Origin of the sequence: Paraburkholderia terricola, assembly GCF_900142195.1 — a bacterium.
In the GTDB taxonomy this organism is placed as follows: Bacteria; Pseudomonadota; Gammaproteobacteria; order Burkholderiales; family Burkholderiaceae; genus Paraburkholderia; species Paraburkholderia terricola.
Window position 1 is genome coordinate 21,487 of sequence record NZ_FRAB01000020.1, and the last position, 25,221, is coordinate 46,707.

Below are 25,221 nucleotides of genomic sequence, written 5' to 3' on the forward strand. Positions count from 1 at the left end.
CGATGCTCAAGCGTAGCCTAACGGAAGACGCACAAGAAGTATTCCGCGCCATCGCGCTGATCGAACTCGGCGCCCGCATGCAGGTGCTGGAGAGCGAACTGACGCTCTCGCGCGACCGCATGATTCGCCTGTACCGCGAGGTCAAGGGCGTATCGCCGCCCAAGGGCATGCTGCCGTTCTCGGCGGACTGGTATATGACGTGGCTGGCGAACATCCACGCATCGTTGTTCTACAACACGTACCTGTTCCTGAAGAACGAAGCGCGTTGCTCGCATCTGGATGCGCTGACCAAGGGCTACCGGCTGTATCTCGAACACTGCAAGCACAGCGAAACCGAACCGGTGCTGGATTTGACGCGCGCCTGGACGCTGGTGCGTTTCTTCGACGCCGACATTCTGCAGTTGACCAAATGCTGCCGTTGCACCGGCAAGTTCGTCGCGCACAAGCACGACCTGCAACACAACGTGGTGTGCGGCGCGTGCCAGCCGCCGTCGCGCGCCGGGAAGACGAAGAAAGCCGCAGCGGCCCGCCAGGAAGCGCTCGACGCAGCGCAGATCGCGCAAGCCGCCTGAGCCGAACTGAATCGAGAAGGGCTGGTCCGCCCGACTCGAAGCGAAGCCTGAGAAAAAAGTCCGCCGTTACGAGCGGACTTTTTTTGTCACAGCCACCGCCACCGGCACCACCACGGCTACCACCTCAAGCCGCCCCGGCACCGCCTCAATCCACCAGCCCAACCGTCTGCACCACCAGCCACAAGTTCGCCGCGCTGATCGCCACGAACAGCATCCACGCCAGTAGCCGCGTCGGCAGCTTGTTGGCGAATTCGCCCATCAGCGAACGGTCGCTGGTCATGCGGATCAGCGGATAAAGCGCGAACGGCAATTGCAGGCTCAACACCACCTGGCTTGCGACCAGCAGTTTGCCGACCGCGCCGTTGCCCATCATCTGCACGCCGATCAGCGCGGGGATCAAGGCGAGCGCCCGCGTAATGAAGCGCCGTTGCCAGCACGGAATTTTCAGGTTCAGAAAGCCTTCCATGATGACCTGCCCGGCCACCGTGCCCGTAAAGGTCGAGCTTTGTCCCGAGGCGAGCAAGGTGACGGCGAACAACACCGCCGCCAAACCGGTGCCGACGATCGGCGCGAGCAGTGTGTAAGCGTCTTCGATCTCGGTGACCTGATCGTGGCCGGTCGCATGAAACGCCGCCCCGGCGAGAATCAGGATCGCCATGTTGATCAGCAGCGCGAGCACCAGCGACACGATCGTATCGATGCGCGACATGCCGATCGCCGATCCGATGCTCGCGGCGTCGCGCTTCACCGCGCGCGTCTGCACGATCGACGAATGCAGGTAGAGGTTATGCGGCATCACGGTCGCGCCGAGAATGCCGATCGCGAGATACATCGGCTCGCGGCTGCTGAGCGCCTCCCACGACGGAATCAACCCTTGCGCGACCGACGGCCAGTGCGGCTGCACCAGCGCCAATTCGATGACGTACCCCACGCCGATGGTCGCGATCAGGCCGAGCATGATCGCTTCGAGGTCGCGGAAGTTCTTGCCCTTCAGGCCGAGCACGATCAGCGTATCGAACGCGGTCAGCAAGACGCCGGTGGTCAGCGAGCATTTGAACAGCAGATGGAAGGCGAGCGCGCCGCCGAGCACTTCGGCCAGATCGCAGGCCACGATCGACACCTCGGCGAGCAGCCATTGAACGCGCGCCACGGCCGGCGAATAACGCTCTCGCGACAACTGCGCAAGATCGCGCCCGGTGACGATGCCGAGTCGCATGCTCAGGCATTGCAGCACCATCGCCGCGAGGCTCGACAACATGACGACGAACAGCAGACTGTAGCCGTAGCGCGATCCGGCTTCGATATCGGTGGCCCAATTGCCCGGGTCCATGTAGCCGATCGAGATGAGCAGGCCGGGGCCGGCGAATTGCAGGATTTTTTTCCAGAAAGGCGCGCCTTGCGAGACGGCGACCGAGCCTTGCACCTCGGATGGGCAAAACGGCGCCGTTGCGGTAGTCGGGAGTTTGAACTGCAAGTCGGCAATCTCTTGAAGGGGGATAAACCGCGGCGCGTCATAACGGGGACGGCCGCCGCGAACCGCCTCAAGTGTACAAAGAAACCTCCGGCAATGTCCCGCTCAGTGCATAACGGCCGACGTCACGCACACGATAGTCGAGCGGATCGTGCAGCGTATGCACGCGAGCGTTGCGCCAGAACCGGTCGAGCGCGAGCGGAGCATGCGTGGCGCGAGCGCCGCAGGCGTCGAACAGTTTTTCGCTGACGTCGAGCGCGGCGCGATGCGCCAGGATTTTCGCCTCCGACGTGGCGAGCGCGACGTGCGCGCGGGCTTCCGCGGAAAGCGCCGGACCTTGTTGCCACGCGTCCTCGAGTGCATAAGCGGCGCGGGTCGCCAGCGCTTCCGCGCTCACCGCTTGCAGGCGCATCTCGCCGAAACGCTGGATCAGGTAAGGATCGTCGGTGGCCTTGTCGACGCCGGAGCTGATCCACGGCTTGCCATGCTGATTGACGTAGCCGCGCGCTTCCTCGAGCGCACCTTGCGCGATGCCCACGAACAGATTGATCAACACCTGCTGCGAAACCAGCGTGCGCAAACTCGCATACGGCGTATCGGCGCGCACGAGCACCTCATGCGGCTCGACCCTGACCTGCGCGAAGGACACGCTGCCGCTGTCGGTCTGCCGCTGACCGATCGGATTCCAGTCTTCGTGGACGGCGATGCCCTCGCGCGTGGTCGGCACCACGGCGAACACCGGTTTGCCGCTGGCCGGATCGTGCGCGGAGACGGTCATCATCCGCGAGCCGCGCGTGCCCGAGCAAAAGCCCTTCTGGCCGTCGAGAAGAAAGCCGCCGTCGCCGCTCGCGCTCGCGACGAGCCGCGTGTCGAGCGGATTGACCGCATTGCCCCACCACCAGCGCCCTTCCACGGTGCCGCCCAGATAGCGTGCGCGTTGTTCGGGGTTGCCCCATACATTGACGCTGACCACCTGCAAGCAGGTAAAGCCCAACAGATGCGCCAGCGCACTATCGACCGCCGCGATCTTGCGAATCGTCTCGTAGATGTCGGGCCAGCGCGCGCCGAGCCCGCCGAATTCGCGCGGCACGGCAAGCGTGAGCAGTCCCGCGTCCGCGATCCATTGTTTTTCCTGGGCTGCGTGGCCGCCGTCGCGATCGCGCTGCGCGGCGCTGGCGCGCAATGCGTCGAGCAAGCCGGCGAGATCGCGCACCACGGGCGCGGCGCACGCCTGCTGCGTTTGCAGCGCCTCGGGATGACGGGGTTCGTTCATGCAATGTCCACGTGAAAAGGTTTGACGAGCGACGCAAGCATCATAAGCGCGGTCCGGCCGTCACGCGCGCTGCGCCAACCGTCGCACGAAGCGGTCGCCGACGAACTGCACGGCCGTCACGATGACGATCAGCAATACGATCACCGTCACCATCACCGTGGTATCGAAACGCTGATAGCCGTAACGGATCGCCAGATCGCCGAGGCCGCCCGCGCCGACCGCGCCCGCCATTGCGGACGAGCCGATCATCGCCACCACCGTGATCGTGAAGCCGCCGAGAATGCCGGGAAGCGCTTCAGGCAGCAGCACGTGCCAGATGATGTGACGCCGTTGCGCGCCCATCGCCTGCGCGGCTTCAATCAAACCGCGGTCCACTTCGCGCAGGCTCACTTCGGCCACGCGCGCAAAAAACGGAATCGCCGCGATGCTGAGCGGCACGATCGCGGCCCATACGCCGATCGTCGTGCCGATCAGCAAGCGCGTCAACGGCAGCAGCGCGACCAGCAGAATGATGAACGGCGTGGAGCGGAACACGTTGACGAGCGCGCCGAGCGTGCTGTTCACCGCGCGCTTTTCGAAGATGCCGCCGCGTGTCGTGGTCACCAGCACCAGCGCCAGCGGAATGCCGGCCAACGCCGCGACGAACGCGGAGACGCCGACCATCACGACGGTGTCGCGAATCGCGTCCGCGAGTTCCGAGAGCCAGAGATCAGACATAGCCAAGCACCTCGACGTGATTGGCGTAGCCGCGCGCGCGCTCGACGAGCGTCGCGATCTGCTTTTGAATCGTGCCGTGCGCATTCGCGCGCACTTGCGCGGACACGACCAGACGCCCTTGCGCATGCCCCTGAATCCTGTCGATGCCGCCATGCACGAAGCTCACGCGCCCGCCTTCGACGCTCAGCGCCGAAGTCAGCCCGCCGAGATCCGGCTCGCGCGCATCGGCTCCGGTGAAACGCACGTCGAGCAGAATCCGCGCATCGGCGTGCGCGATGTCGTGCAAAGGCTTGATGCGTTCAGCGAGATCCGCGGGCAAGTCGTGCACCAGCGTGCGCAGCAAGGCGCGCGTCGCATCGTGCCGGGGATCGCCGAACACGCGCCACACCGGTCCGCTTTCCACCACTTCCCCGCGCTCGATCACGGCAACCGTATCGCAGACTTCGCGAATCACCTGCATTTCGTGCGTGATCAAAACGATGGTGAGGTCGAGCCGCCGATTGATATCGCGCAGCAACGCGAGAATCGCCTGCGTCGTTTCGGGATCGAGTGCGGACGTGGCTTCGTCGCAAAGCAGAATCTCAGGATCGGTGACGAGAGCCCGCGCGATGCCGACGCGCTGTTTCTGACCACCGGAGAGGCTCGCCGGATAAGCGTCGCGTTTGGCGGACAGGCCGACCAGTTCGAGCAGCGCGTCGACCTTGGTGTCGATCACCGCTTTCGGCGTGCCGGCGATTTTCAGCGGCAACGCAATGTTCTCGCGCACGGTTTTCGCGGAAAGCAGATTGAAGTGCTGAAACACCATGCCGATGCGCCGCCGCAATGTAACAAGGCCGCGTTCGTCGAGTTCGCCGACGCTCACGCCGTTCACGCGCACGCTGCCTGAACTCGGCTTCTCCAACCCGTTCACGAGCCGCAGCAGCGTCGACTTGCCCGCGCCGCTGCGGCCGATAATGCCGAACACTTCGCCGTGCGCCACGTTCAGCGTAACGTTCGACAGCGCCGCAGTCGGCACGCCGCGTGCATGAGTGAAGGTCTTGCCTACGTCGTCGAATACGACGGCGGCTCGCGTCGCCTGATGCGAACCAGGATTCGATGCGAGGGACGGCGCGTCTTCAATGAACTGCGGCACGTCGAATAGATTAGCCATTGCTTCGCTCCTCTCAGGCATTCACTGCGCTCGGCAGGTGGTGTCGCGCATGACGCCGATGCCTGGCGCCGGCATGCACGTCGGGCAGCCGCGCTCGGCCGGCGCCGAACAGCTTTTCGCGCAGCGTCGGCGCGGCATCGTAATCTTCCTTATAGACGCCGCGGTTCTGCAACTCCGGCACGACCAGATTCACGAAGTCCTCGAACGATTCCGGCATCACCGTGCGTGTCAGATTGAAACCGTCGACACCCGCTTCCTCGATCCACGACACCAGTTCGTCCGCGATCTGCTGCGGCGAGCCGACCACCGGTTTCGCGCGGCCGCCGAGCGTCATCTGTTCGAGTACCTTGCGCTTGGTCCACACGCCGCTCACGCTCTTTTTCGAAATAGCTTCGACGGCGGATTGCATCGACTCGGTCTTCACATACGAGATCGGCTCGTCCAGCTCGTATTGCGAGAAGTCGATGCCGGTCGAACTGGAGAAATGCGCGAGGCCGCCTTCGGCACTCGCATAACGCCGGTACTCGTCGAACTTCTCCCGCGCCGCGCGTTCCGTTTCGCCGACGACAACCGTGATGCCCGCGAAGATTTTTATATCGTCCGCGGCACGCCCGTAGCTCACCGCGCGCGCGCGGATGTCGTCGACAATGGAGCGCGTGAGCGGCTTGTTCTGCCCGCCGACGAACACGCATTCCGCGTGACGTGCCGCGAAATCGACACCCCGGCTCGACGAACCCGCCTGGTAAAGCACCGGCGTGCGTTGCGGCGACGGCTCGCTCAAATGAATGGCGTCGATCGAATAATACGGACCGTCGTGCTTCACGCGATGCACCTTGTCGGGATGCGAGAAGATGCGCGCCGCGCGGTCGCGCACCACCGCATCGTCTTCCCAGCTTTGCTCCCACAGCTTGTAGACCACGTCCATGTAATCGTCGGCGCGATCGTAGCGGTCGTCGTGGCTGATCTGCTGCGCGAGCCCCATGCCGCGCGCCGCGCTGTCCAGATAGCCGGTGACGATGTTCCAGCCCACCCGGCCCCTGGTCAGATGATCGAGCGTCGACATGCGGCGTGCGAACAGATACGGCGGCTCGTAGGTCAGATTCGACGTGACGCCGAAACCGATATGCTGCGTCACGTGCGCCATCGCGGGGACGATCAGGGACGGATCGTTGATCGGAATCTGCACCGATTCGCGCAACGGCGTGTCCGGGCCGCCTTGATAAACGTCGTAGACGCCGACGATATCCGCGAGAAAGATGCCGTCGAATTTGCCGCGCTCCAGTGTTTGCGCAAGACTCGTCCAATAGTCGAGATCCGTGTAATGCGCGGAGCGGTCGCGCGGATGCGTCCACAAGCCATGATTGATATGACCGACGGCGTTCATGTTGAACGCGTTCAGCAGAATCTTTTTCTTCGCCATCGTGCGGCTCCTTTCTGTTCCGGCCACGCCTAACCGCTTTCGTTACCAGGCGACGGCGTAAAGCGTGCCGAAGGCTTTGTCGAGCGCGGCGCGCACGGCCGGCGAATGCTGATAGATCGCGATGAACTTGCGGATACGCGGATCGTTCGCGCTTTCCGGACGCACGACCCACTGGATCGCGTAGTTCTTGTTCTCCAGCCCGTCGAACAGCAGCGCGCTATTCGGATCGGTGGTGCCCGCGAGCTTGATGAAGCTCGGGTAGCCTTGCGCGAGGTCGACGTCGTCGAGCGAACGGGCCAGTTGCGACGCTTCGAGCTGCACGATCTTCAGATGCTTCGGGTTGTCGATGATGTCGAGCGTCGTGGCGCGATAGTCGATACCCGGCGTCAGCTTGATGAGGCCGGCGCGTTGCAGCAACAACAGACCGCGGCCGCCATTGACCGGATCGTTGGCGATCGCGACCGTGGCGCCGTTCTTCAATTCGTCGAAGCGCTTGATCTTCTTCGAGTACAGGCCGATCTTCATGATCGTGCCCGGCGCGATCGCGACGAAGTTATAGCCGCCCTGCTTCTTCGCGTTCTCCAGAAACGGAATGTGCTGGAAGTAGTTGACGTCGATATCCTTGTTGGCGAGCGCCGCGTTCGGCGTATTCCAGTCGGTGAACTCGATGATCTTGACGTCGAGTCCCTGCTCCCTGGCTTCGCGCGCGGCAACTTTGAGCGCCTCGATTTGCGGGCTGGTGGCGGTGCCGATCTTCAGCGTGGGCACATCCGCCGCGAATGCCGACGTGGCGGACAACGCCAGCGCGAGACCGAATGCGCCGAAAAGCGTGCGAGCCGGCGCATTGAAAGAGCGCAGCAATGTGGATAGAGAAATGCGCATGGTGAACTCGTAAAGTCGTGACGTATCGGTTTTGAGGCGAGCCGGTCCAACGGCACGCGGCGACGCATGCCGGAGAACATCGGGCAACGGAAATCCGCGACGCGCGGCTTAGCCCGCGCGTGGCAGTGACAGGAAGCGCCAGTCGGTCAGCGCGAACAGCGGAAAGTCGGACAGGTCATCGCCTCTCTCCAGATGAGGTGCGGCCCATGATAGAGGCGGCGAAACCAGTGGTCTACGAAGGGATTTTCGGAAGGAAAGCGGGAAAAATGATTTGGCGGGACGTTGTGGGGAATAGAACCGCTGAAAACCGCGCCGTCGCGCTGCTGCCCAAATAAAAACGCCGGGCCGCGCAACCGCGCGCCCCGGCGTTCACCACTAACAACTGATCTAAACACCTACCGCTTCGCTACCTGTTCCGTCACCGCCGGAGCAGAAGCAGAAGCAGCAGCAGAAGCAGCAACCGCACCCGAAGCCGGCGCAACCGACCCCACCGCGGCATCCGGCGCCTTCACGTCGCTCCATCCACCACCCAACGCGCGAATCAGATTAACCGTCGCCACCGCCTGCGTGCCCGACAAATGACTCGCCTGTAGTTGCGTTTGGAGCACCTGCCGCTCGCCGTCGATCACGTCCAGATAGCTGACCGCGCCCTCGGTGTACTGCGTGCGCGACAGATGCGCCGCGCGCTGCGATGCCTGCACCGCATTGTTCTGCTCGCGCATCTGATCGTCGAGCAAACGCAGATCGGCCAGGTTGTCCTCCACCTCGCGGAACGCCACCAGCACCTGTTGACGATATTGCGCGACGTCCTCGTCGTACTTCGAGCGAGCTTGCGCGAGGTTCGCCTTGCGGCGGCCGCCGTCGAACAGAGGCAAGGTCAGCGCCGTGCCGGCGAACGGCCCGAGAATGAACGCACGGCTCGACCACATGAACAGATCGCCCAAGGTCGCCGACTCATAACCGAATGCGCCCGTGATATCGAGCTTCGGGAAGAACGCCGACTTCGCGAGACCCACCCGCGCGTTCGCCGCCGCCATTGCCCGCTCCGCCGCCGAAATATCCGGCCGGCGTTCGAGCAGGGCCGAAGGCAAACCAGGCGGCACGCGCACCGTGACCGGCGCAAGCGGCGCTTCCGCGAACGAGAAATCCGCCGGCGGCTTGCCGAGCAGAATCGCGAGGCTATGCTCGGACGCCGCCCGCTGACGCGCCACGCCCACCGCATCGGCGCGCGCGCTGGCCAGTTCATTGCGGGCGCGCGACACGTCCAGTTCGCTGATATCGCCTTCCTTGAAACGCCGTTCGACCAGCTTCAGCGTGTCCTCGCGCAGCGCCACGGTGCGGCGGTACAGATCCTGATCCGTGTCGAGTTCACGCAGTTGAAAATAGTTCTGCGCGACGTCGGCCTGCAACGACAACTGCACTGAACGGAACAGCGCTTCGCTTTGCTGCTCGTCCGCTTGCGACGCGTTCACGTTGGAACCGACGCGCCCGAACAGATCGGCTTCGTACGACGCGCCCACCTGCGCGCGCCAGATCGTGCCCGTCGTACCGCCCGCGCTGGCCGGCTGGAATTGCGAGGCCGCCGAAACGCGCTCACGCGTCGGGCCGAAGCCCGCGTCGAGCTTCGGGAACCAGTCCGAGCGCGCCGCCCGCGTCACCGCGCGCGCCTGTTGCACGCGCGCCGCCGCCGCCTTCAGATCCTGATTCGCGGCGGCCGCCTGCTCTTCCAGCGCGTTCAACTGCGGGTCGCCGAAAATCGTCCACCATTGGCCGCGATGCGCGTCGTCAGCGGGCTGGGCCTGCTTCCACGTGCCCGTGTCCTGTGCGGAAGCGGCAGGCGTTTCCTTGAACGCGGCCGGCGTATCCACCTCCGCCCGCTTATACGTGGGCTCCACCGAGCAGGCGGCGAGCAGCGCGACCAGCAAACCGCTGGTAGCCGCCCGCCCCCACCCGCCCAAAGATTCAAAACGTTTCATTATTGTTTTCTCCTCAAGCGTCCGTCACCGGCGCGCCATAGTGCGGCGCATCCTTCTGCGCGACGTGAATCGTTCCGCCGGCCAGCGTGCGCAGCACCACATAGAACACAGGGGTCAGCATCAAGCCGAACAGCGTCACGCCGAGCATGCCGAAGAACACCGCGATACCCATCGCGTGACGCATTTCCGAACCGGCTCCGCTCGACAGCACCAGCGGCACCACACCCATGATGAACGCGATCGACGTCATCAGAATCGGGCGCAGACGCAAGCGGCTCGCCTCGATCGCCGCAGAGAGCGGCGTATGTCCGTCATGCTCCAGTTCGCGTGCGAACTCGACGATCAGAATCGCGTTCTTCGCGGACAAGCCCACCAGCACCATCAAACCGATCTGCGTGAAGATGTTGTTGTCGCCCTGCGTGAGCCACACGCCGGTCAGCGCGGACAGCACGCTCATCGGCACGATCAGGATCACCGCGAGCGGCAGCGTCAGGCTTTCATACAGCGCGGCGAGCACGAGGAACACGAGCAGCACGCTGATCGGGAACACCCACAGGCCCGCATTGCCGGCGAGAATCTGCTGATACGTCAGGTCGGTCCATTCGAGCTTCACGCCATGCGGCAGGACTTGCGCCGCGACGCGTTCGGCCGCCGCTTGCGCCTGGCCCGACGAGAAGCCCGGCGCGGGTCCGCCGTTGATGTCGGCCGCCGTATAGCCGTTGTAACGCACCACCATTTCCGGACCATACGTCGGCGTCACCGCCACCAGCGACGACAACGGCACCATGTCGCCCGCCGTGTTACGCGTCTTCAGTTGCAGGATGTCGTCGGCGCGTTGACGGAACGGCGCGTCCGCCTGCACCCGCACCTGATACACGCGGCCAAAGCGGTTGAAGTCGTTCACATACAGCGAGCCCAGATAGATCTGCATCGTGTTGAACACGTCCGTGACCGGCACGCCGAGTTGCTTGGCCTTCACGCGATCCAGGTCGACGTTCAATTGCGGCACGTTGATCTGATAGCTGGAGAAGGTCGGGCCGAGCTCAGGCGTTTGCGCCGCCTTCTTCACGAAGGCCTCCGCGGCCTTGTTCAACTCCGCGTAACCGAGCGCGCCGTGGTCCTCCAACTGCATCTTGAAGCCGCCGAGCGTACCGAGACCGAGCACCGGCGGCGGCGGGAACACCGCCACGAACGAGTCCTTGATCGCGCCATATTGCTGGTTCAACGCGCCGGCAATCGCACCGGCCGAGAGCTTCTTGTCGCCACGCTCCTTGAAGGGCTTGAGCGTCACGAACACGATGCCCGCGCTCGAACTGTTGGTAAAGCCGTTCACCGACAAACCAGGGAACGCCACCGCGCTTTCCACGCCGGGTTGCTTCAGCGCGATAGCACTCATGTCGCGGATCACTTTTTCCGTGCGATCCAGCGATGCGCCGTTCGGCAATTGCGCAAAGGCGATCAGGTACTCCTTGTCCTGCGCCGGCACGAAACCGCCCGGCACGACGCGCGAGACCAGCACCGTCAGGCCCACCAGGACCGCGTAGACCGCGAGCATGGCGCCCTTGCGGCGCAGCACGCCAGTCACGCCGCGGCCATAGGCCGTCGAGCCGCGATGAAAGACCTTGTTGAAGCGCTTGAAGAAGCCGCCCAGCAAGCGATTCATCACACGCGTGAGGACATCTTCCTTCGCGCCGTGGCTACGCAGCAGCATCGCGGAGAGCGCCGGCGACAACGTGAGCGAATTGAATGCCGAGATCACCGTCGAGATCGCAATGGTCATCGCGAACTGCTTGTAGAACTGGCCCGTCAAGCCGGTCATGAAGGCGAGCGGCACGAACACGGCGACCAGCGTCAGCGCAATGGCGATAATCGGCCCGCTCACTTCCTGCATCGCCTTGTATGTCGCGTCGCGCGCACTCAGCCCGTTTTCGATGTTCCGCTCGACGTTCTCCACCACCACGATCGCGTCGTCCACCACGATCCCGATGGCGAGCACCATGCCGAACAACGACAACGCGTTGATCGAGAAGCCGAATGCGAGCAGCAGGGAAAACGTGCCCACGATCGAGACCGGCACCGCGATCAACGGAATGATCGACGCACGCCACGTTTGCAGGAACACGATCACGACGATCACCACGAGCGCGATGGCTTCGAGCAGCGTATGCACGACCGCCTCGATGCTCGAACGCACGAACTGCGTCGGGTCGTAGACGATCTTGTATTCGACGCCCGCCGGCATGTCTTCCGCGAGTTCCTTCATCGCGGAGCGCACTTCATCGGAAATCGCGAGCGAGTTCGCGCCCGGCGCCTGGTTGATGGCGAGCGCCACCGCCGGCTTGTTGTCGAGCAGCGAACGCAGACCGTATTCGGAAGCCGCAAGCTCGACGCGCGCGATGTCGCGCAGGTACGTCACGCCGCCATCCGGCGCGGTCTTGACGATGATGTCGCCGAATTCGCCCTCGGTCTTCAGGCGGCCGCGCGCATTCACCGACAACTGCAACTGCGTGCCCGGCACCGAAGGCGATGCGCCGATCACACCGGCCGCCACCTGAACGTTCTGCTCACGGATCGCATTGACCACTTCGGTCGCCGTCAAACCACGCTGCGCGACTTTCTGCGGATCGAGCCACACGCGCATCGCGTAGTCGCCCGAACCCCACAACTGCACCTGGCCCACGCCCTGAATCCGCGCCAACCGATCCTTGACGTTGAGCAGCGCGTAGTTGCGCAGATACGTCATGTCGTAGCGATTGTTCGGCGAGATCAGGTGGACCACCATCGTCAGCGTCGGCGAACTCTTGATGGTCGTGATGCCGAGGCGTTGCACGTCTTCCGGCAGACGCGGCAGCGCCTGATTGACGCGGTTCTGCACCAGTTGCGTCGCGAGGTCGGGATTCGTGCCGAGCTTGAAGGTGACCGTGAGCGTGAGATTGCCGTCGCTATTCGCTTGCGACTGCATGTACAGCATGTTCTCGACACCGTTGATCTGCTCTTCGAGCGGCGCGGCGACGGCCTCCGCGATCACTTTCGGATTCGCACCCGGATACTGCGCGTGCACCACCACCGACGGCGGCACCACTTCCGGGTACTCCGAGATCGGCAGCTTGAAGAGCGCGATGATGCCGCCCAGCAGAATCAATACCGACAGCACGCCGGCAAAGATCGGCCGATCGATGAAGAATTTGGATATGTTCATGGGAAGCTCTTAACGTTGGAGCACGCGCCGCGCGTGTCTAGCCGCGGCGCGCGAGGCTCACGAATTCTTGTCCGCCTTGGCGCGCGCCTGCGCGAGCGGCGCGCTGTTCGGGTCCTGATCGGTCGTCATCGGCACCATGTGCGCGCGCACCGAATCGCCCGGACGCACCCGCTGAACGCCGTTCACCACGATGCGATCGCCGGCCTTCAGGCCGCCCTTGACGACGCGCAGGTTGCCCTGCATGCCGCCCACCGCGATCTCGCGATACACGACGTGATTGCCCTGGTCGACCACCAGCACGAACTTCTTGTCCTGATCGGTGCCCACCGCGGCATCGTCGATCAGCAGGGCCGGATGCGGCTCGCTGCCGCCGACCTTCACGCGTGCATAGAGACCCGGAATCAACGCACCGTCCTGGTTGTCGAAACGCGCGCGCACCCGGATCGTGCCCGACGACGTGTCGAGCCGGTTGTCCACCGACTCGATCGTGCCGCTGCGCGAATAGCCGCTTTCGTCCGCGAGCCCGAGTTCCACCGGCACTTTGCCGCCGTCTTTCGCGCGGCTCAGGTATTGCAGGTAGGTTTGTTCGTCCGCGTCGAACGATGCGTAGATCGGCGACACCGACACGAGCGTGGTGAGCGGCGTGGAGCTCGCGCCCGCCGACACCACGTTGCCCACCGTGATTTCCGCACGCGACACGCGGCCCGACACGGGCGCCACGATCTTCGTGTAGCCGAGATTGATGCGGGCGGTTTCGAGCGCGGCTTGCGCGGCCTTCAGGTTGGCGCTCGCCTCGCGTGCGGCGTTCTGCTTCTCGTCGTAATCACGCTTGGCGATCGCGTTGTCGGCGATCAGGCGCTGCGCGCGCTCCCAGTCGCTTTGCGTGTAACCGGTGCGCGCCTGCGCGGCCGCAAGCTGCGCGGCCGCGCGATCGACTTCCGCCGCGTAGGGGCGCGGGTCGATCACGAACAGCGTGTCGCCTTTCTTCACGAGCGCGCCGTCCTTGAAGTTGACGGACACGATCGTGCCCGGCACCTGCGAACGCACGTCCACCTTTTCGACGGCTTCGAGGCGGCCCGAATAGGTCTGCCAGTCGGTAATCGTCTTTTGCACCACGGTGGCGACATCGACTTCCGGCACGATCGTCGGCGCGGCCGGCGAACTGGCGTCGACACGAATCGCGCCGAACGTGCCCAGCCCGGCCAGCACGACCACGACAAGCGCGGCAACCGCCACGCGGCGGCGGGAAAGAGGAAGGATAGTCATGAAAAGCTCCCGGTATCGTTGATTAAAGTTTTTGCTTGTTTCTGTTTCAGCGATGGGCGCGCGCATCGAAGCGCCACTGAAAAAATCGCACCGCTTCCTGCAAGGCGGGCGGATGATCGGCCAACGCGGCATGCGAGACGCTCGGATAACGGACCACCTGAGTCAGCACACCCGCGTCGATCAGACTGCTCGCGTATTTCTCCGCCTCCACATGCAGCACGTCGTTTTGCGCCGTCGCGATCAGCGTGGCCGGCAGGCCCGCGAGCCGCGACGACTCCAGCGGCGCCGCATACGGATGCATGCGCTGCGACGCTTGCGGCAAGTACGCGCGATAACAGGCGGCGCACTCTTTCGCGGTGATGTCCGAGCCGAGGCGCTTTTCGTCGCCGAGGCGCGTGAGGCTCGGGTCGAGCATCGGCCCGAACAACGCCTGAGCGGCAATCTGCACATCCCCGCGATCGCGCGCGATGAACGCGAGGCAATTGGCCAACTGCCCGCCCGCGTCATGCCCGGCCACGCCGACCTTCTTGCTGTTGCCGCCGAACGCGCGCGCCCGGGTCTGCACCCACAGCGCCGCGCGGTGCGCGTCTTCAGGCGCCGCCGGAAACGGAAACCGCGGCGCGAGCGAATAACCCACCGACACGACCAATGCCGGTAAGTGTTCCGCGAAATAACGCGCGGCGAAATCGGCCTGATCGATCGAGCCCTTGGTAAAGCCGCCGCCGTGAAAATAAAGCAATACCGGCAGTGCGGTCTTCTGGCCTTGCCGGTACAAACGCAGGGTAATGTCCTGCGCGTGCCCTTCTATCTGCACGTCGGTCACGCCGAGTGCCGTGCTGCTGGCCTCTGCCGGGCCGTTGCCGGCGGGCGCGAGGGAGTACGGCGGTTTCAATAAATCCATGTCGAGCCGCGCAATGCGCACAAAACTGCAATGGTGCGAATTGTGGGTTCGGCAGACTCGTAAATAAATGCCTATAATCCGGCAACACAATTCGGCGACTCTGAACAATCGAATGCGATTGCTCCGCGGATTCGATTTCCGCTCAGTGCGCCCGCCCTTTCCGGAGGTTTGCAATGGACCGGCTTCAGGCCATGCAAGTGTTCACGCGCGTCGTCGACACCAACAGCTTTACCCGTGCAGCGGAAACGCTCGACCTGCCGCGTGCATCGGTTACCACCATCATTCAGAATCTCGAAGCGTTCCTCGGCACGCGGCTCATGCACCGAACCACGCGGCGTTTGTCGCTCACGCCGGACGGCGCGGCGTACTACGAGCGCTGCGTGCGCATTCTCGCGGACGTCGAGGAAACCGAGGCCAGTTTTCAAAGCGGCAATAAGAAGCCGCACGGCAAGCTGCGCATCGACATGCCGGGATCGATCGGCCGCTTGCTGGTGATTCCTTCACTATGTGAGTTCCACACGCGCTACCCGGACATCGACCTGCAACTCGGATTGACGGATCGCCCCGTCGATCTGTTGCAGGAAGGCGTGGATTGCGTGGTGCGGGTGGGCGCGCTCCAGGATTCCTCGCTGGTGGCGCGCCGTATCGGTTTGTTCGAGGGCGTGAGTTGCGCGTCCCCCGACTATATCGAGCGCGCGGGCATGCCGACCTCGCTCGACGACTTGCAAAATCACAAAGCAGTGAACTACTTTTCGAGCCGCACGGGACGCACGCTCGATTGGGCTTTCATGGTGGACGGCAAGGAAATCGAAGTGAAGATGAAGAGCATCGTCTCGGTGAACGACGCCGATGCCTACGTGACCTGCGGGCTTGAAGGCTTCGGCCTGATTCAGCCGGCGCTCTTCATGGTGCTGCCGCATCTGCGTTCGGGCCAACTGGTGGAAGTACTGCCAGAGTTGAAGCCCTTGCCGATGCCGATTTCCGCAGTCTATCCGCACAGTCGGCATCTGTCGCCTAAAGTCCGTGTTTTCGTAGACTGGATTGCCGAACTGTTCGACCGTTGCCCATTGCTGAGCGGACGCGGCAGTCTCGACGCCACCTGCACGAAGCGTACTCTGGAGGAACGTGAATCCGCCCCGACACTCGACACGCCCGTGATATCCGAGTGGGTCGCCTGATTCGTTTGATCTGAAGTACGGATTCTGGAATAGTGAATTTCAACCGCGGCTCCAATGCCGCGGTTTTCTTTTTGTACTCACGGCGAGCCCAATGCCAGGGCGCTCGCGCCGCCTTTGCGGACTGATCCTCGCGGCGATTGTTCTTGAATCGCGACAATTCATTTCGTGAAAGTGCGATTTATCCGCACTCCGCCGAAGCCTACATTTCACCCTGTCGCAGCACACCGCGTTGCTGCAAATGAATCGACAGGAGTGAATCATGAAACGCAATCTCTTCGCAGGTCTGGCTCTTTCGCTGCTCGCAAGCGCACCGGTGTTTGCACAAAGCAGCAGTGGCGGTATTGGTCATGCCGGCAGCTATCAAACACAACCGGCCCCGAGCACGAGCACTAAAACACGCGCCGAGGTGAAGGCCGAACTGGTCGCCGCTTATCGCGACGGTTCACTGCCGGCACTGAATCGCACCACGTATCCGAACAAAGGCTTGATCGGTCAAACGCAGGCCGCGCGCATTGCATTGCAGGAAGGCACGAATGGCGAGGTCACGCGCGTTGCTAACGGGCAGTGAAGCGGGCAGTGAAGCACGCAGTAAAAATGAAAACGCCGCGATGATTCAGTTCGAACAAATAGTCATTGCGGCGCCATTCATGCAGTCTTCAAAAAGGAGAACATCATGGCACCATCCGAACTCGATCATTGGAATACCGACGCTCCGGTCTGGACGCCGTTTCGCGCACCGCAACGTTAAGTACGGTTGGCAATTCCGCGTTACGCCGCGTTAGCAATGAGTGATGGGCGTGCCCGCGGCTTCGTTCCGCGGGCACGCCACGTAGAGAGAGAGTTAGCGTTTCGGCACGCCGTCGCGCCACTCGCCCCAGTGAGTAGCAATATCCTGCACGAGCGGATTCCCCGAGCGGTACAGGTTTTCGAGGGCGATCGTAAAGCCGCCTTGCGCGGCGTAGTTGATCAGATTGTCCGCGCTGGTTTGTCCATCGTAGGGCCGGTCGAAATCGGAACCCGAGCGCACCACGGCAACGCGATTCAAGTCGACCTTATGCACCGCGGCCGCGCGCTTGAGCGCCTCGTAGGTCGCGTTATCTTCCTGCTGCGTGGTGCAATAGACGCCTTTGCCATCCGTCAAGGTCTTGGTCCAGTCGCGGGCCCGCTGACCAAGCAGCGTACCCGACCACCACGTATCGCCCGCCAGCGTGTCGCATTGAATGACGGTAGGCGGACGGTTAGCCGGCGCATACGAGTACTTCGCGCGCGCCGCCTGAGCCTGCGCGTTATCGGCGAGCGCAACGTTACGCGACAAGGCAAACGCCGTATCGGCGAGTTGCGTGTTCAACTGGAATACTTCCGTCCGATAGTCGAGCGGCGGCTTTTCCGATGGGCTCTTCGTATTGATGCCGAGGTAGCCCGTATTCCAGCCCGACGGAATTTCACGCCCGTCGATCTCCCATTGAATGCCGAAGTCGACCAGGTACTTCGCCCAGGCGGCGGACCCGACCGTGCCCTGTTGCGGGTCGATACCGGCGATGCCGGCCACCATGAAATACGTGCGCCGCAAATCGAAGCGCGGCGAGAACGTCAACGCCATGATCGACGCTGCGGCATTGGTATGTCCCATGCCGGTGGTCATCACGCACACGTCCTGCCGGTTGCAATGAACCGCCGGGTAATCGGGCGACAATCCGTCCACCGGAATATCACGCCACGGTCCGAGCCGGTCGAGCCACACCTGACCCTCGGGACCGAACATCGAAATGATCATCACCTTGACGGGCCGCCCATGCGAGCCGCCCTCGCCTTGCGAGAAACCGTCCTCGTCGGCGCTGGCGGGGCCCGACGAAAACGCGGCGCACGCCGCGAGCGTAATGGCGCAGACAGCGCCGAATGTGCGAGTCAGCATCGTGATTCTTCCTTTTGCTTGTGATGCAGTTTGGGAGAGTGCTGCTTTCAAGCCGAAAGAAGTATAAGTGCGAAGAAATTATTTTCCTTACTTTCCATTATGCAAAGCACCATTTCCCGCCCGGCGGCTGAACCTTACTGCTGAAAGCCGGCGCGGCGGCTCTGCACGCGCTTCTCCCGGCTTCCCTATAATCGACGATCCGCGGCAAGTCCGAAGGAAAGTCCCTTGGGGCACGCACCGCCTTTGTGCAGTTCTCAACAGGAGCACCACGATGGAGTATGTGAAACTCGGCCGCACCGGCCTCGATGTATCGCGTCTTTGCCTCGGTTGCATGAGCTACGGCGTGCCCTCGCGCGGCACTCATCCCTGGTCGCTCGACGAACAGGCGTCCCGTCCATTCATCAAGCAGGCGCTCGATAAAGGCATCAACTTCTTCGATACCGCGAACGTCTATTCGGACGGCACGAGCGAGGAAATCGTCGGCCGCGCGCTGAAGGACTTTGCCAAGCGCGACGAGATCGTGCTGGCCACCAAGGTCAATAGCCGCATGCATGCGGGCCCGAACGGCGCCGGTCTGTCGCGCAAGGCCATCATGGCGGAGATCGACAACAGCCTGCGGCGTCTCGGCACCGATTACGTCGATCTCTATCAGATCCACCGCTGGGACTACGACACGCCGATAGAAGAAACGATGGAAGCGCTGCACGATGTCGTGAAGGCGGGCAAGGCGCGCTATATCGGCGCATCGTCGATGTATGCGTGGCAGTTCGCCAAGGCGCTGCACGTGGCGGAACGCAACGGCTGGACGCGCTTCGTAACGATGCAGAACTACGTGAACCTGCTGTACCGCGAGGAAGAACGCGAGATGCTGCCGCTGTGCGAAAGCGAGGGCATCGGCGTGATTCCGTGGAGCCCGCTCGCGCGCGGACGTTTGACGCGCGACTGGAACACCGAAAGCGCGCGCTCCGAGACCGACGAATTCGGCCGCACGCTGTACGCGCAAACCGAGGACGCGGATCGCCAGATCGTCGAGCGGGTGAGCCGGATCGCCGCCGAGCGGGGCGTGCCGCGGGCGCAAGTCGCGCTAGCGTGGGTCTTGCAGAAGAAGCCGATTACCGCGCCGATCGTGGGTGCGACGAAGCTGCATCATCTGGACGACGCGGTGGCCGCTCTCTCGCTGAATCTGAGCGACGATGAAATTCGCCTGCTCGAAGAACTGTATGTGCCGCACGCGGTGACGGGCTTCAAATAAGCGGTATGTTGGAAAGCGCCGCCCCGGCGGCGCAAACCCTGTCTCAACCGCGCGGCACGTCTGGTTCGAAAAACACCCAGCGCACTTGCGGAAACGCGGCCTGCAAGTCCGCTTCGATCACGTTGATCGCATCCACCATCGCGCGGCCGCTCGGGTAGTCGATCATTTCCGCCTGCACCGCCACCACCACCTGACGGCCCCATTGCATCGTAATGATGTTGATGATGCTGCGAATCTCGCGGCGCGCGCGCAGATGCGCCTCGATCGCGCGGCGCACTTCGGGGCTCGCCGATTCGCCGACGATCATCGACTTCACTTCGCGCGCGACCGCCCACGCGATCACCATCAGCAGCAAGCCGACGGCGACCGAGCCCAACGCGTCGTAGACGGCGTTGCCCGTTATCATCGTCAGCAGCACGGCGACGAAGGCTATCGCGAGACCCGCCAGGGCGGCGATGTCCTCGCCCGCCACCACCAGCAGTTCGGATTCGCGCGTCTCCCGAAACCAGCGCCACAGGCTTTTGTCGGGATTGGTCTTGCGGATTTCCTTGATCGCCCCCCACAGCGACAGCGCTTCGAGCACCACCGAAATGCCGAGCACCACGAGCGCCACATACGCATACTGCAAGGGCTCGTGCACGATCAGACGGTGTACGCCCTCATACACCGAAAACGCGCCGCCCACGAAGAACAGCAGCAGCGCGACGAGCAGCGAATAGAAATAGATTGCGCGGCCGCCGCCCATCGGATGCAACAGGCTCGCCGGCTTGCGCGCCTGACGCAGACCGAATAGCAGCAGCAGTTGGTTTCCGCAGTCGGCGCTCGAGTGAATGGCTTCCGCGAACATCGAGCCTGAGCCGGTGAAGGCGGCCGCGGCGAACTTGCAAATGGCGATGCCAAAGTTGGCGGCGAGCGCGTAGATAATGGCTTTCGGCGATTCTTCTTTCATCGTCGGTGAGAGGATCCCGTGGGTTTGCAGAGCGCTTTCAGTTGGCAACAGCCCGTATTATGGACATGCCGGGCGGCATGCGTCCAACCCCGGTGTTGCCTTGCATCTTCGTGTACCCTGCCCACCGCCTGCGCGCTCGCGCACCTTCCGCCGTCCTAGGCCCGCTCCAACGCCGCCATCTCACGCACGATCACCAGCAGCATCGACAGGCTCGCGCCGCCCGTGGCCCGCAGATCGGCAAGCAGCCGCGCATAGCGCTCCAGTTGCGCGGCGCGCTTCTCACGCCATGCCTGAACCAACGTATCGGGCGTCGACGCTTCGTCGGCATGGGCCAATGCGCTCGTGGTCAGCGCGCGTTTGAGGCGCCCCAGTTCGGCCAGCGCCGTGGCGCGCGCCAGCATGTCCCAGTGCGACGGCGCCGGCAGTGAAGCCGCGCGCTCGCTGATCCAGCCGTAGTTGAGCAGCGTGCCGAGCGCGAAGTAGACGCCCGCCACCAGTTCGAGGCTGCGCGCGCAGGTCGACGCCACTTCGGCGATGTCGAGCAGAGCCGCCGAAATCTCGCCGCTTGCGATCCGCACCGCCAACTCGCTATCGACGCCCGCATCCACCAGCACGCGCTGGCGCTCGGACAGCGCTTCGAGATCGGCGCCCGGCAACAGCGCGGGCCATTGCGGCGCGAGGCGTTGCGCGGCGTCGCGGCAGCGCGCGAGCAAATCGGCCACATCGCCCTCGCTGATCGCGCCCGCTTGCAAATGCCGCAGGAACCACAACGCCGAATGCTCCACGAGCCGCGCGACCTCGACGAACATGCGCGCCTGCACGTCGTCGGCGACGCGGTTATCGAGCGCGTCGATGCTGCGCCATACGTCGTCGAGATCGAACACGTCGCGCGCCATGATGCAGGCGCGCACGATGGCGCCCGGCTGCGCATCGGTTTCTTCCATCAGGCGATGCACGAACTCGCAACCCACACGGTTCACCAGCGCGTTGGTCAGATGCGTCGCGAGAATTTCGCGGCGCAACGGGTGGCGCTGCATCGGCTCGCTGAAGCGTTGCCGCAACGGTTTCGGAAAATAGTCGACCAGCATGTCGGCGACGAGCGGGTCTTCCGGCATCGACGATTCGAGCAGCGCGTCGTACAGCCACATCTTGCTATAGGCGAGCAGCACCGCGCGTTCGGGCGTGGTGAGACCTTGTCTCGCGGTGAGCCGTTCGACGACTTCCTCATCGGAGGGCAGAAACTCGATCGCGCGATTCAGCCGGCCCGCGCGTTCGAGGTAGCGCATCAGGCGCGCCTCGGCATCGAACAGTTCGACGCTGTAGCGGCCCGCGATCGACAGCGCCTGCGTCTGGTAATAGTTGTCCTGCAACACGAGCAGGCCCACTTCGTCGGTCATTTCCGCGAGCAGCGCATTGCGCTGCTTCTCGGTCATTTCCCCATCCGCGACGACGAGGCCCAGCAGAATCTTGATGTTGACCTCGTGGTCCGAGCAGTCGACGCCCGCGGAATTGTCGATCGCATCGGTATTGATGCGGCCGCCGCGCTGCGCGAATTCGATGCGCCCGAGTTGCGTGAGACCGAGATTGCCGCCCTCGGCCACCACCTTGCAGCGCAGATCCGCGCCGTTCACGCGGATCGCGTCGTTGGCGCGGTCGCCGACTTGCAGATGCGTCTCGCGGCTCGCCTTCACATAGGTGCCGATGCCGCCGTTATAGAGCAGATCGACCGGCGCCTGCAGAATCGCGCGCATCAGTTCAGCGGGCGCGAGCGCCGCCGCGCTGATGCCGAGCGCCGCCTGCACCGCCGGCGAGAGCGGAATCGTCTTGGCCGTGCGCGGAAACACGCCGCCGCCCGCAGAGATCAGCGAGGGATCGTAATCGGCCCAGCTCGACCGGTCGAGAACGAAGAGCCGCCCGCGCTCGGCAAGACTGACCGCCGGATCGGGATTCGGGTCGAGAAAGATATGCCGGTGATCGAACGCGGCGACGAGCTTGATATGCGGCGACAGCAGCATGCCGTTGCCGAACACGTCGCCCGACATGTCGCCGACGCCGACCACGGTGAAATCCGTTGTCTGCGTATCGACGCCCATTTCGCGGAAGTGCCGCTTGACCGACTCCCACGCGCCGCGCGCGGTGATCGCCATTTTCTTGTGGTCGTAGCCGACCGAGCCGCCCGACGCGAACGCGTCGTCGAGCCAGAAACCGTATTCCTGTGAGATCGCGTTGGCGTAGTCGGAGAAGGTGGCGGTGCCTTTGTCGGCGGCCACCACCAGATACGGGTCGTCGGGATCGTGCCGCACCACCTCGGGCGGCGGCGCCAGCGCCGTGCCCGAGAGGTTGTCCGTCAGATCGAGCAGGCCGCGCAAAAAGGTCTGATAGCACGCCACGCCTTCACGCATCCACGCGTCGCGCTCGCTTTGCGGCGGCGGATTCTTCACGACGAAGCCGCCCTTGGAGCCGACCGGCACGATCACCACGTTCTTCACCATCTGCGCCTTCATCAGCCCGAGCACTTCCGTGCGGAAGTCCTCGCGCCGGTCCGACCAGCGCAAGCCGCCGCGCGCCACACGCCCGCCGCGCAAATGCACGCCTTCCACGCGCGGTGAATAAACCCAGATCTCGAACATCGGTTTCGGCTCGGGCAAGCCGGGCACTTGCGCCGGATCGAACTTGAACGAGAGGTACGGTTTCGGATGTCCGTCGGCGTCGAAACGATAGTAGTTCGTGCGCTGCGTGGCCTTGATGACGCCGAGGAATTGCCGGAGTATCCGGTCCTCGTCGAGATTCGGCACCTGGTCGAGCGCGCTATCTATCTTCTTCAGCCAGCCGTCGATGCGCGCCTCGCGCGTATCGCCCAATACCGGATCGAAGCGCGCGACGAACAGTTCCACCAGCATGCGCGCGATCGCCGGGTTGCCGGTCACCGCGCGTTCGATATAAGCGTCGCTGAATGTGGAACCTACTTGGCGCAAGTACTTGGCGTAAGCGCGCAGTATCGTCACCTCGCGCGCATTCAGTTGCGCGCGCAAGACGAGGCGGTTGAAATCGTCGCTTTCTATCGCGCCGGTCCACACCTGTTCGAACGCTTCCTCGAAGAGATCCTTCACGCGCTCGATGTCGAATTCCGCGTCGTCCGCGAGTTCGAGGCCGAAGTCGTGAATCCACGCGGGCGTGGCGCCCAACGCCTCGATCAGATAAGGCCGTTCTTCATCGACACGCACGCCCAGATGTTCGAGCATCGGCAAGCTGCGCGACAACGCGATCGGCTGCCCCGCGCGATACACCTTGAAGCGGAACGCGCGCGGTCCCGCTTCGATCGGACGGTACAGGTTCATCGCGAGGCGCTCGCTGCCCTGCACGCGCTCGATCAACTCGATGTCGCGCACCGCGGTGCGGGCGGGGTAATCGTCGCGATAGCCGGGCGGAAACGAATCCGCGTAACGTTGCAGCAGACGGTTGCCCTGCTCTTCGCCGAACGCATCGAGCAACGCGTCGGCGAGATCGTCCTGCCAGCGGCGCGCGACCTGCACGAGCCGTGCTTCGAGTTCGCGCGTGTCCACATTGGGCATGCCGCCCGGCTTGGCATGCACCACAAAGTGAATGCGCGCGAGCGTCGACTCCGAAAGCAGCGGCGTGAATTCGACACTGGCGCCGTTGAAGGCGTCGGCCAGCAGATTCGCAATGCGCTGGCGCAGGTCGGTGTTGTACTTGTCACGCGGCACGAACACGAGGCACGACACGAAACGGTCGAAGCGGTCGCGCCGCACGAACAGGCGCGTGCGCTGATGTTCCTGCAAACGCAGCACGCCGAGCGCGGTGTCGTAGAGCTGATTCTCGTCGGCCTGAAAAAGCTCGTCACGCGGATAGGTTTCGAGCACCGTCACCAGCGATTTGGCGAGATGACCTTTCGGCAGGAATCCCGCCCTTCGCACGATATTCGCGCATTTGCGCCGCACGATCGGAATCTCCGAGGCCGACACGAAATACGCGGTGGACGTATAGAGGCCGATGAAACGCCGCTCGCCCGCCACCTTGCCGTCCGCGCCGGTCAGCTTGATGCCGACATAGTCGAGATAGCCGGGCCGGTGCACCGTCGCGCGCGAATTGGCCTTGGTCAGAAAGATCGGCGACGAACTGGAGATGATCTCGGCGGCGGCCGGCGGCAAGGACGTGACTTCGGCCGCGCCAGCAGTTCGCAGCGCATCGCGCAGGATGCCGAGGCCGGAGCCCGGCACCGCGCGCAAACCGTAGCCGAGGTCGTGCTGCACCAGTTCGTAGTCGCGCTGGCCGAGAAAGGTGAAGTGATCGGCCACCATCCATTCGAGGAACGCGCGCGCCTCCAGACCTTCCGGCCCGCCCTCGCCGGCCTTCATGCCCTTGATGGTGGCGCGCGCGAGTTCGACGATCTTCGGCCAGTCTTCAACCGCGGCGCGCACGTCGCGCAGCACGCCGGCGATTTCCTCGCGCAACGCGTCGAGCTTTGCCGCATCGCCGCAACGGTCCACTTCGAAGTGGATGAACGACGTGAGCTGCGAGCGCGTATCGGCGGCGTCCTCGGCGCCCTGGCTCACGCGTTCGATGCCGCCGTCGGGTCCACGCCAGATGCGAAACACCGGATGCACGACCGAGTGCAGCGCGAGCCCATGACGGTTCACCGACATCGATACCGAATCGACGAGAAACGGCATGTCGTCGTTGACGATCTCGATCACCGTGTGATCGGAGTGCCAGCCGTGCTGTTCGAGGATCGGGTTATAGACGCGCAGCCGTTCGCTGCCCGGCACGAAGCGCTGCGCGGTTTGCCAATGCGCGAGCGCCGCGCCGTACAGATCGGCAATCGAGCGGCTTTGCAGATCGTCGGCGTCGACGAAGTCGTAGTAGTGCCGCAGGAAAGGATCGACGACGTTGAAGGTCGGCTCGGGCAAGCGCCCCCTCGCAAACTCGACGACATCGTTCAGCAAATGCGTGACGGCTTCTTCGTTCTTTGCTTGCATGATGAACTCCCCCGGCTGGCGGCAATGGCGCGTATTCGCCCGATTCGCATGCAACGTCTCAACGTCTGAATGGGGATTATGCGCCTGCCGCCCCGCGATGCGATGC

The 25,221-nt window shown here is 63.7% G+C and carries 17 protein-coding genes; 4 read left to right on the top strand and 13 right to left on the bottom strand.

Annotated elements, in window-relative coordinates:
- Positions 1–2: 2 nt before the first annotated feature.
- Positions 3–572 carry a flagellar transcriptional regulator FlhC gene (flhC, locus tag BUE39_RS18330; RefSeq protein WP_073430148.1) on the top strand — a complete coding sequence of 190 codons (570 nt, stop codon included), beginning with the start codon at positions 3–5 and terminating at the stop codon, positions 570–572.
- Between the two features lie 145 nt (positions 573–717).
- Here the strand turns inward: flhC and BUE39_RS18335 are convergent, their stop codons facing one another.
- The 10 genes from BUE39_RS18335 to BUE39_RS18380 form a co-directional block, all read right to left on the bottom strand.
- Positions 718–2,046: an Nramp family divalent metal transporter gene (locus BUE39_RS18335; RefSeq protein WP_073430149.1), complete on the bottom strand. Its 1,329-nt coding sequence runs from the start codon at positions 2,044–2,046 to the stop codon at positions 718–720.
- A 67-nt stretch (positions 2,047–2,113) separates the two neighbouring features.
- A complete protein-coding gene (locus tag BUE39_RS18340; RefSeq protein ID WP_073430150.1) occupies positions 2,114–3,316 on the bottom strand; it encodes an acyl-CoA dehydrogenase family protein in 1,203 nt (400 codons plus the stop codon).
- Between the two features lie 60 nt (positions 3,317–3,376).
- Positions 3,377–4,033, bottom strand: coding sequence for a methionine ABC transporter permease (locus BUE39_RS18345; protein WP_073430151.1), 657 nt, complete (start codon positions 4,031–4,033; stop codon positions 3,377–3,379).
- Complete coding sequence (locus tag BUE39_RS18350; protein ID WP_073430152.1) at positions 4,026–5,183, bottom strand: methionine ABC transporter ATP-binding protein; 1,158 nt, start codon at positions 5,181–5,183, stop codon at positions 4,026–4,028. The genes BUE39_RS18345 and BUE39_RS18350 overlap by 8 nt, the downstream gene beginning before the upstream one ends.
- A gap of 13 nt (positions 5,184–5,196) precedes the next feature.
- Entirely contained in the window at positions 5,197–6,603 is a 1,407-nt protein-coding gene (locus BUE39_RS18355) for an LLM class flavin-dependent oxidoreductase (protein ID WP_073430153.1), read from the bottom strand.
- A gap of 42 nt (positions 6,604–6,645) precedes the next feature.
- Positions 6,646–7,485, bottom strand: coding sequence for a MetQ/NlpA family ABC transporter substrate-binding protein (locus tag BUE39_RS18360; protein WP_073430154.1), 840 nt, complete (start codon positions 7,483–7,485; stop codon positions 6,646–6,648).
- Between the two features lie 395 nt (positions 7,486–7,880).
- Positions 7,881–9,461: an efflux transporter outer membrane subunit gene (locus BUE39_RS18365; protein ID WP_073430155.1), complete on the bottom strand. Its 1,581-nt coding sequence runs from the start codon at positions 9,459–9,461 to the stop codon at positions 7,881–7,883.
- Between the two features lie 13 nt (positions 9,462–9,474).
- The gene (locus tag BUE39_RS18370; RefSeq protein ID WP_073430156.1) at positions 9,475–12,660 is read right to left on the bottom strand and encodes an efflux RND transporter permease subunit; all 3,186 of its coding nucleotides are present in this window, start codon (positions 12,658–12,660) and stop codon (positions 9,475–9,477) included.
- A 57-nt stretch (positions 12,661–12,717) separates the two neighbouring features.
- Positions 12,718–13,926: an efflux RND transporter periplasmic adaptor subunit gene (locus BUE39_RS18375; protein WP_073430157.1), complete on the bottom strand. Its 1,209-nt coding sequence runs from the start codon at positions 13,924–13,926 to the stop codon at positions 12,718–12,720.
- A gap of 46 nt (positions 13,927–13,972) precedes the next feature.
- Positions 13,973–14,827 (bottom strand): alpha/beta hydrolase, encoded by an 855-nt coding sequence (locus BUE39_RS18380; protein WP_073430220.1) that lies wholly within the window; start codon positions 14,825–14,827, stop codon positions 13,973–13,975.
- A gap of 173 nt (positions 14,828–15,000) precedes the next feature.
- Here BUE39_RS18380 and BUE39_RS18385 point away from each other — a divergent pair, with 173 nt between their 5' ends.
- Positions 15,001–16,005, top strand: a complete 1,005-nt coding sequence (locus BUE39_RS18385) for a LysR family transcriptional regulator (protein WP_073430158.1) — start codon at positions 15,001–15,003, stop codon at positions 16,003–16,005.
- 259 nt (positions 16,006–16,264) lie between these two features.
- A complete protein-coding gene (locus BUE39_RS18390) occupies positions 16,265–16,573 on the top strand; it encodes a DUF4148 domain-containing protein (RefSeq protein WP_073430159.1) in 309 nt (102 codons plus the stop codon).
- Positions 16,574–16,846: 273 nt separating this feature from the next.
- On the opposite strand, the gene BUE39_RS18395 is transcribed toward BUE39_RS18390, so the two are convergent.
- Positions 16,847–17,917, bottom strand: coding sequence for a purine-nucleoside phosphorylase (locus BUE39_RS18395; RefSeq protein ID WP_073430160.1), 1,071 nt, complete (start codon positions 17,915–17,917; stop codon positions 16,847–16,849).
- A gap of 271 nt (positions 17,918–18,188) precedes the next feature.
- Between BUE39_RS18395 and BUE39_RS18400 the strand changes: the two genes are divergently transcribed.
- Positions 18,189–19,169, top strand: coding sequence for an aldo/keto reductase (locus tag BUE39_RS18400; protein ID WP_073430161.1), 981 nt, complete (start codon positions 18,189–18,191; stop codon positions 19,167–19,169).
- Positions 19,170–19,212: 43 nt separating this feature from the next.
- Here BUE39_RS18400 and BUE39_RS18405 read toward each other — a convergent pair whose 3' ends face one another.
- Positions 19,213–20,118, bottom strand: a complete 906-nt coding sequence (locus BUE39_RS18405) for a cation diffusion facilitator family transporter (RefSeq protein WP_073430162.1) — start codon at positions 20,116–20,118, stop codon at positions 19,213–19,215.
- A gap of 155 nt (positions 20,119–20,273) precedes the next feature.
- Complete coding sequence (locus BUE39_RS18410; protein WP_073430163.1) at positions 20,274–25,115, bottom strand: NAD-glutamate dehydrogenase; 4,842 nt, start codon at positions 25,113–25,115, stop codon at positions 20,274–20,276.
- Positions 25,116–25,221 lie beyond the last annotated feature (106 nt).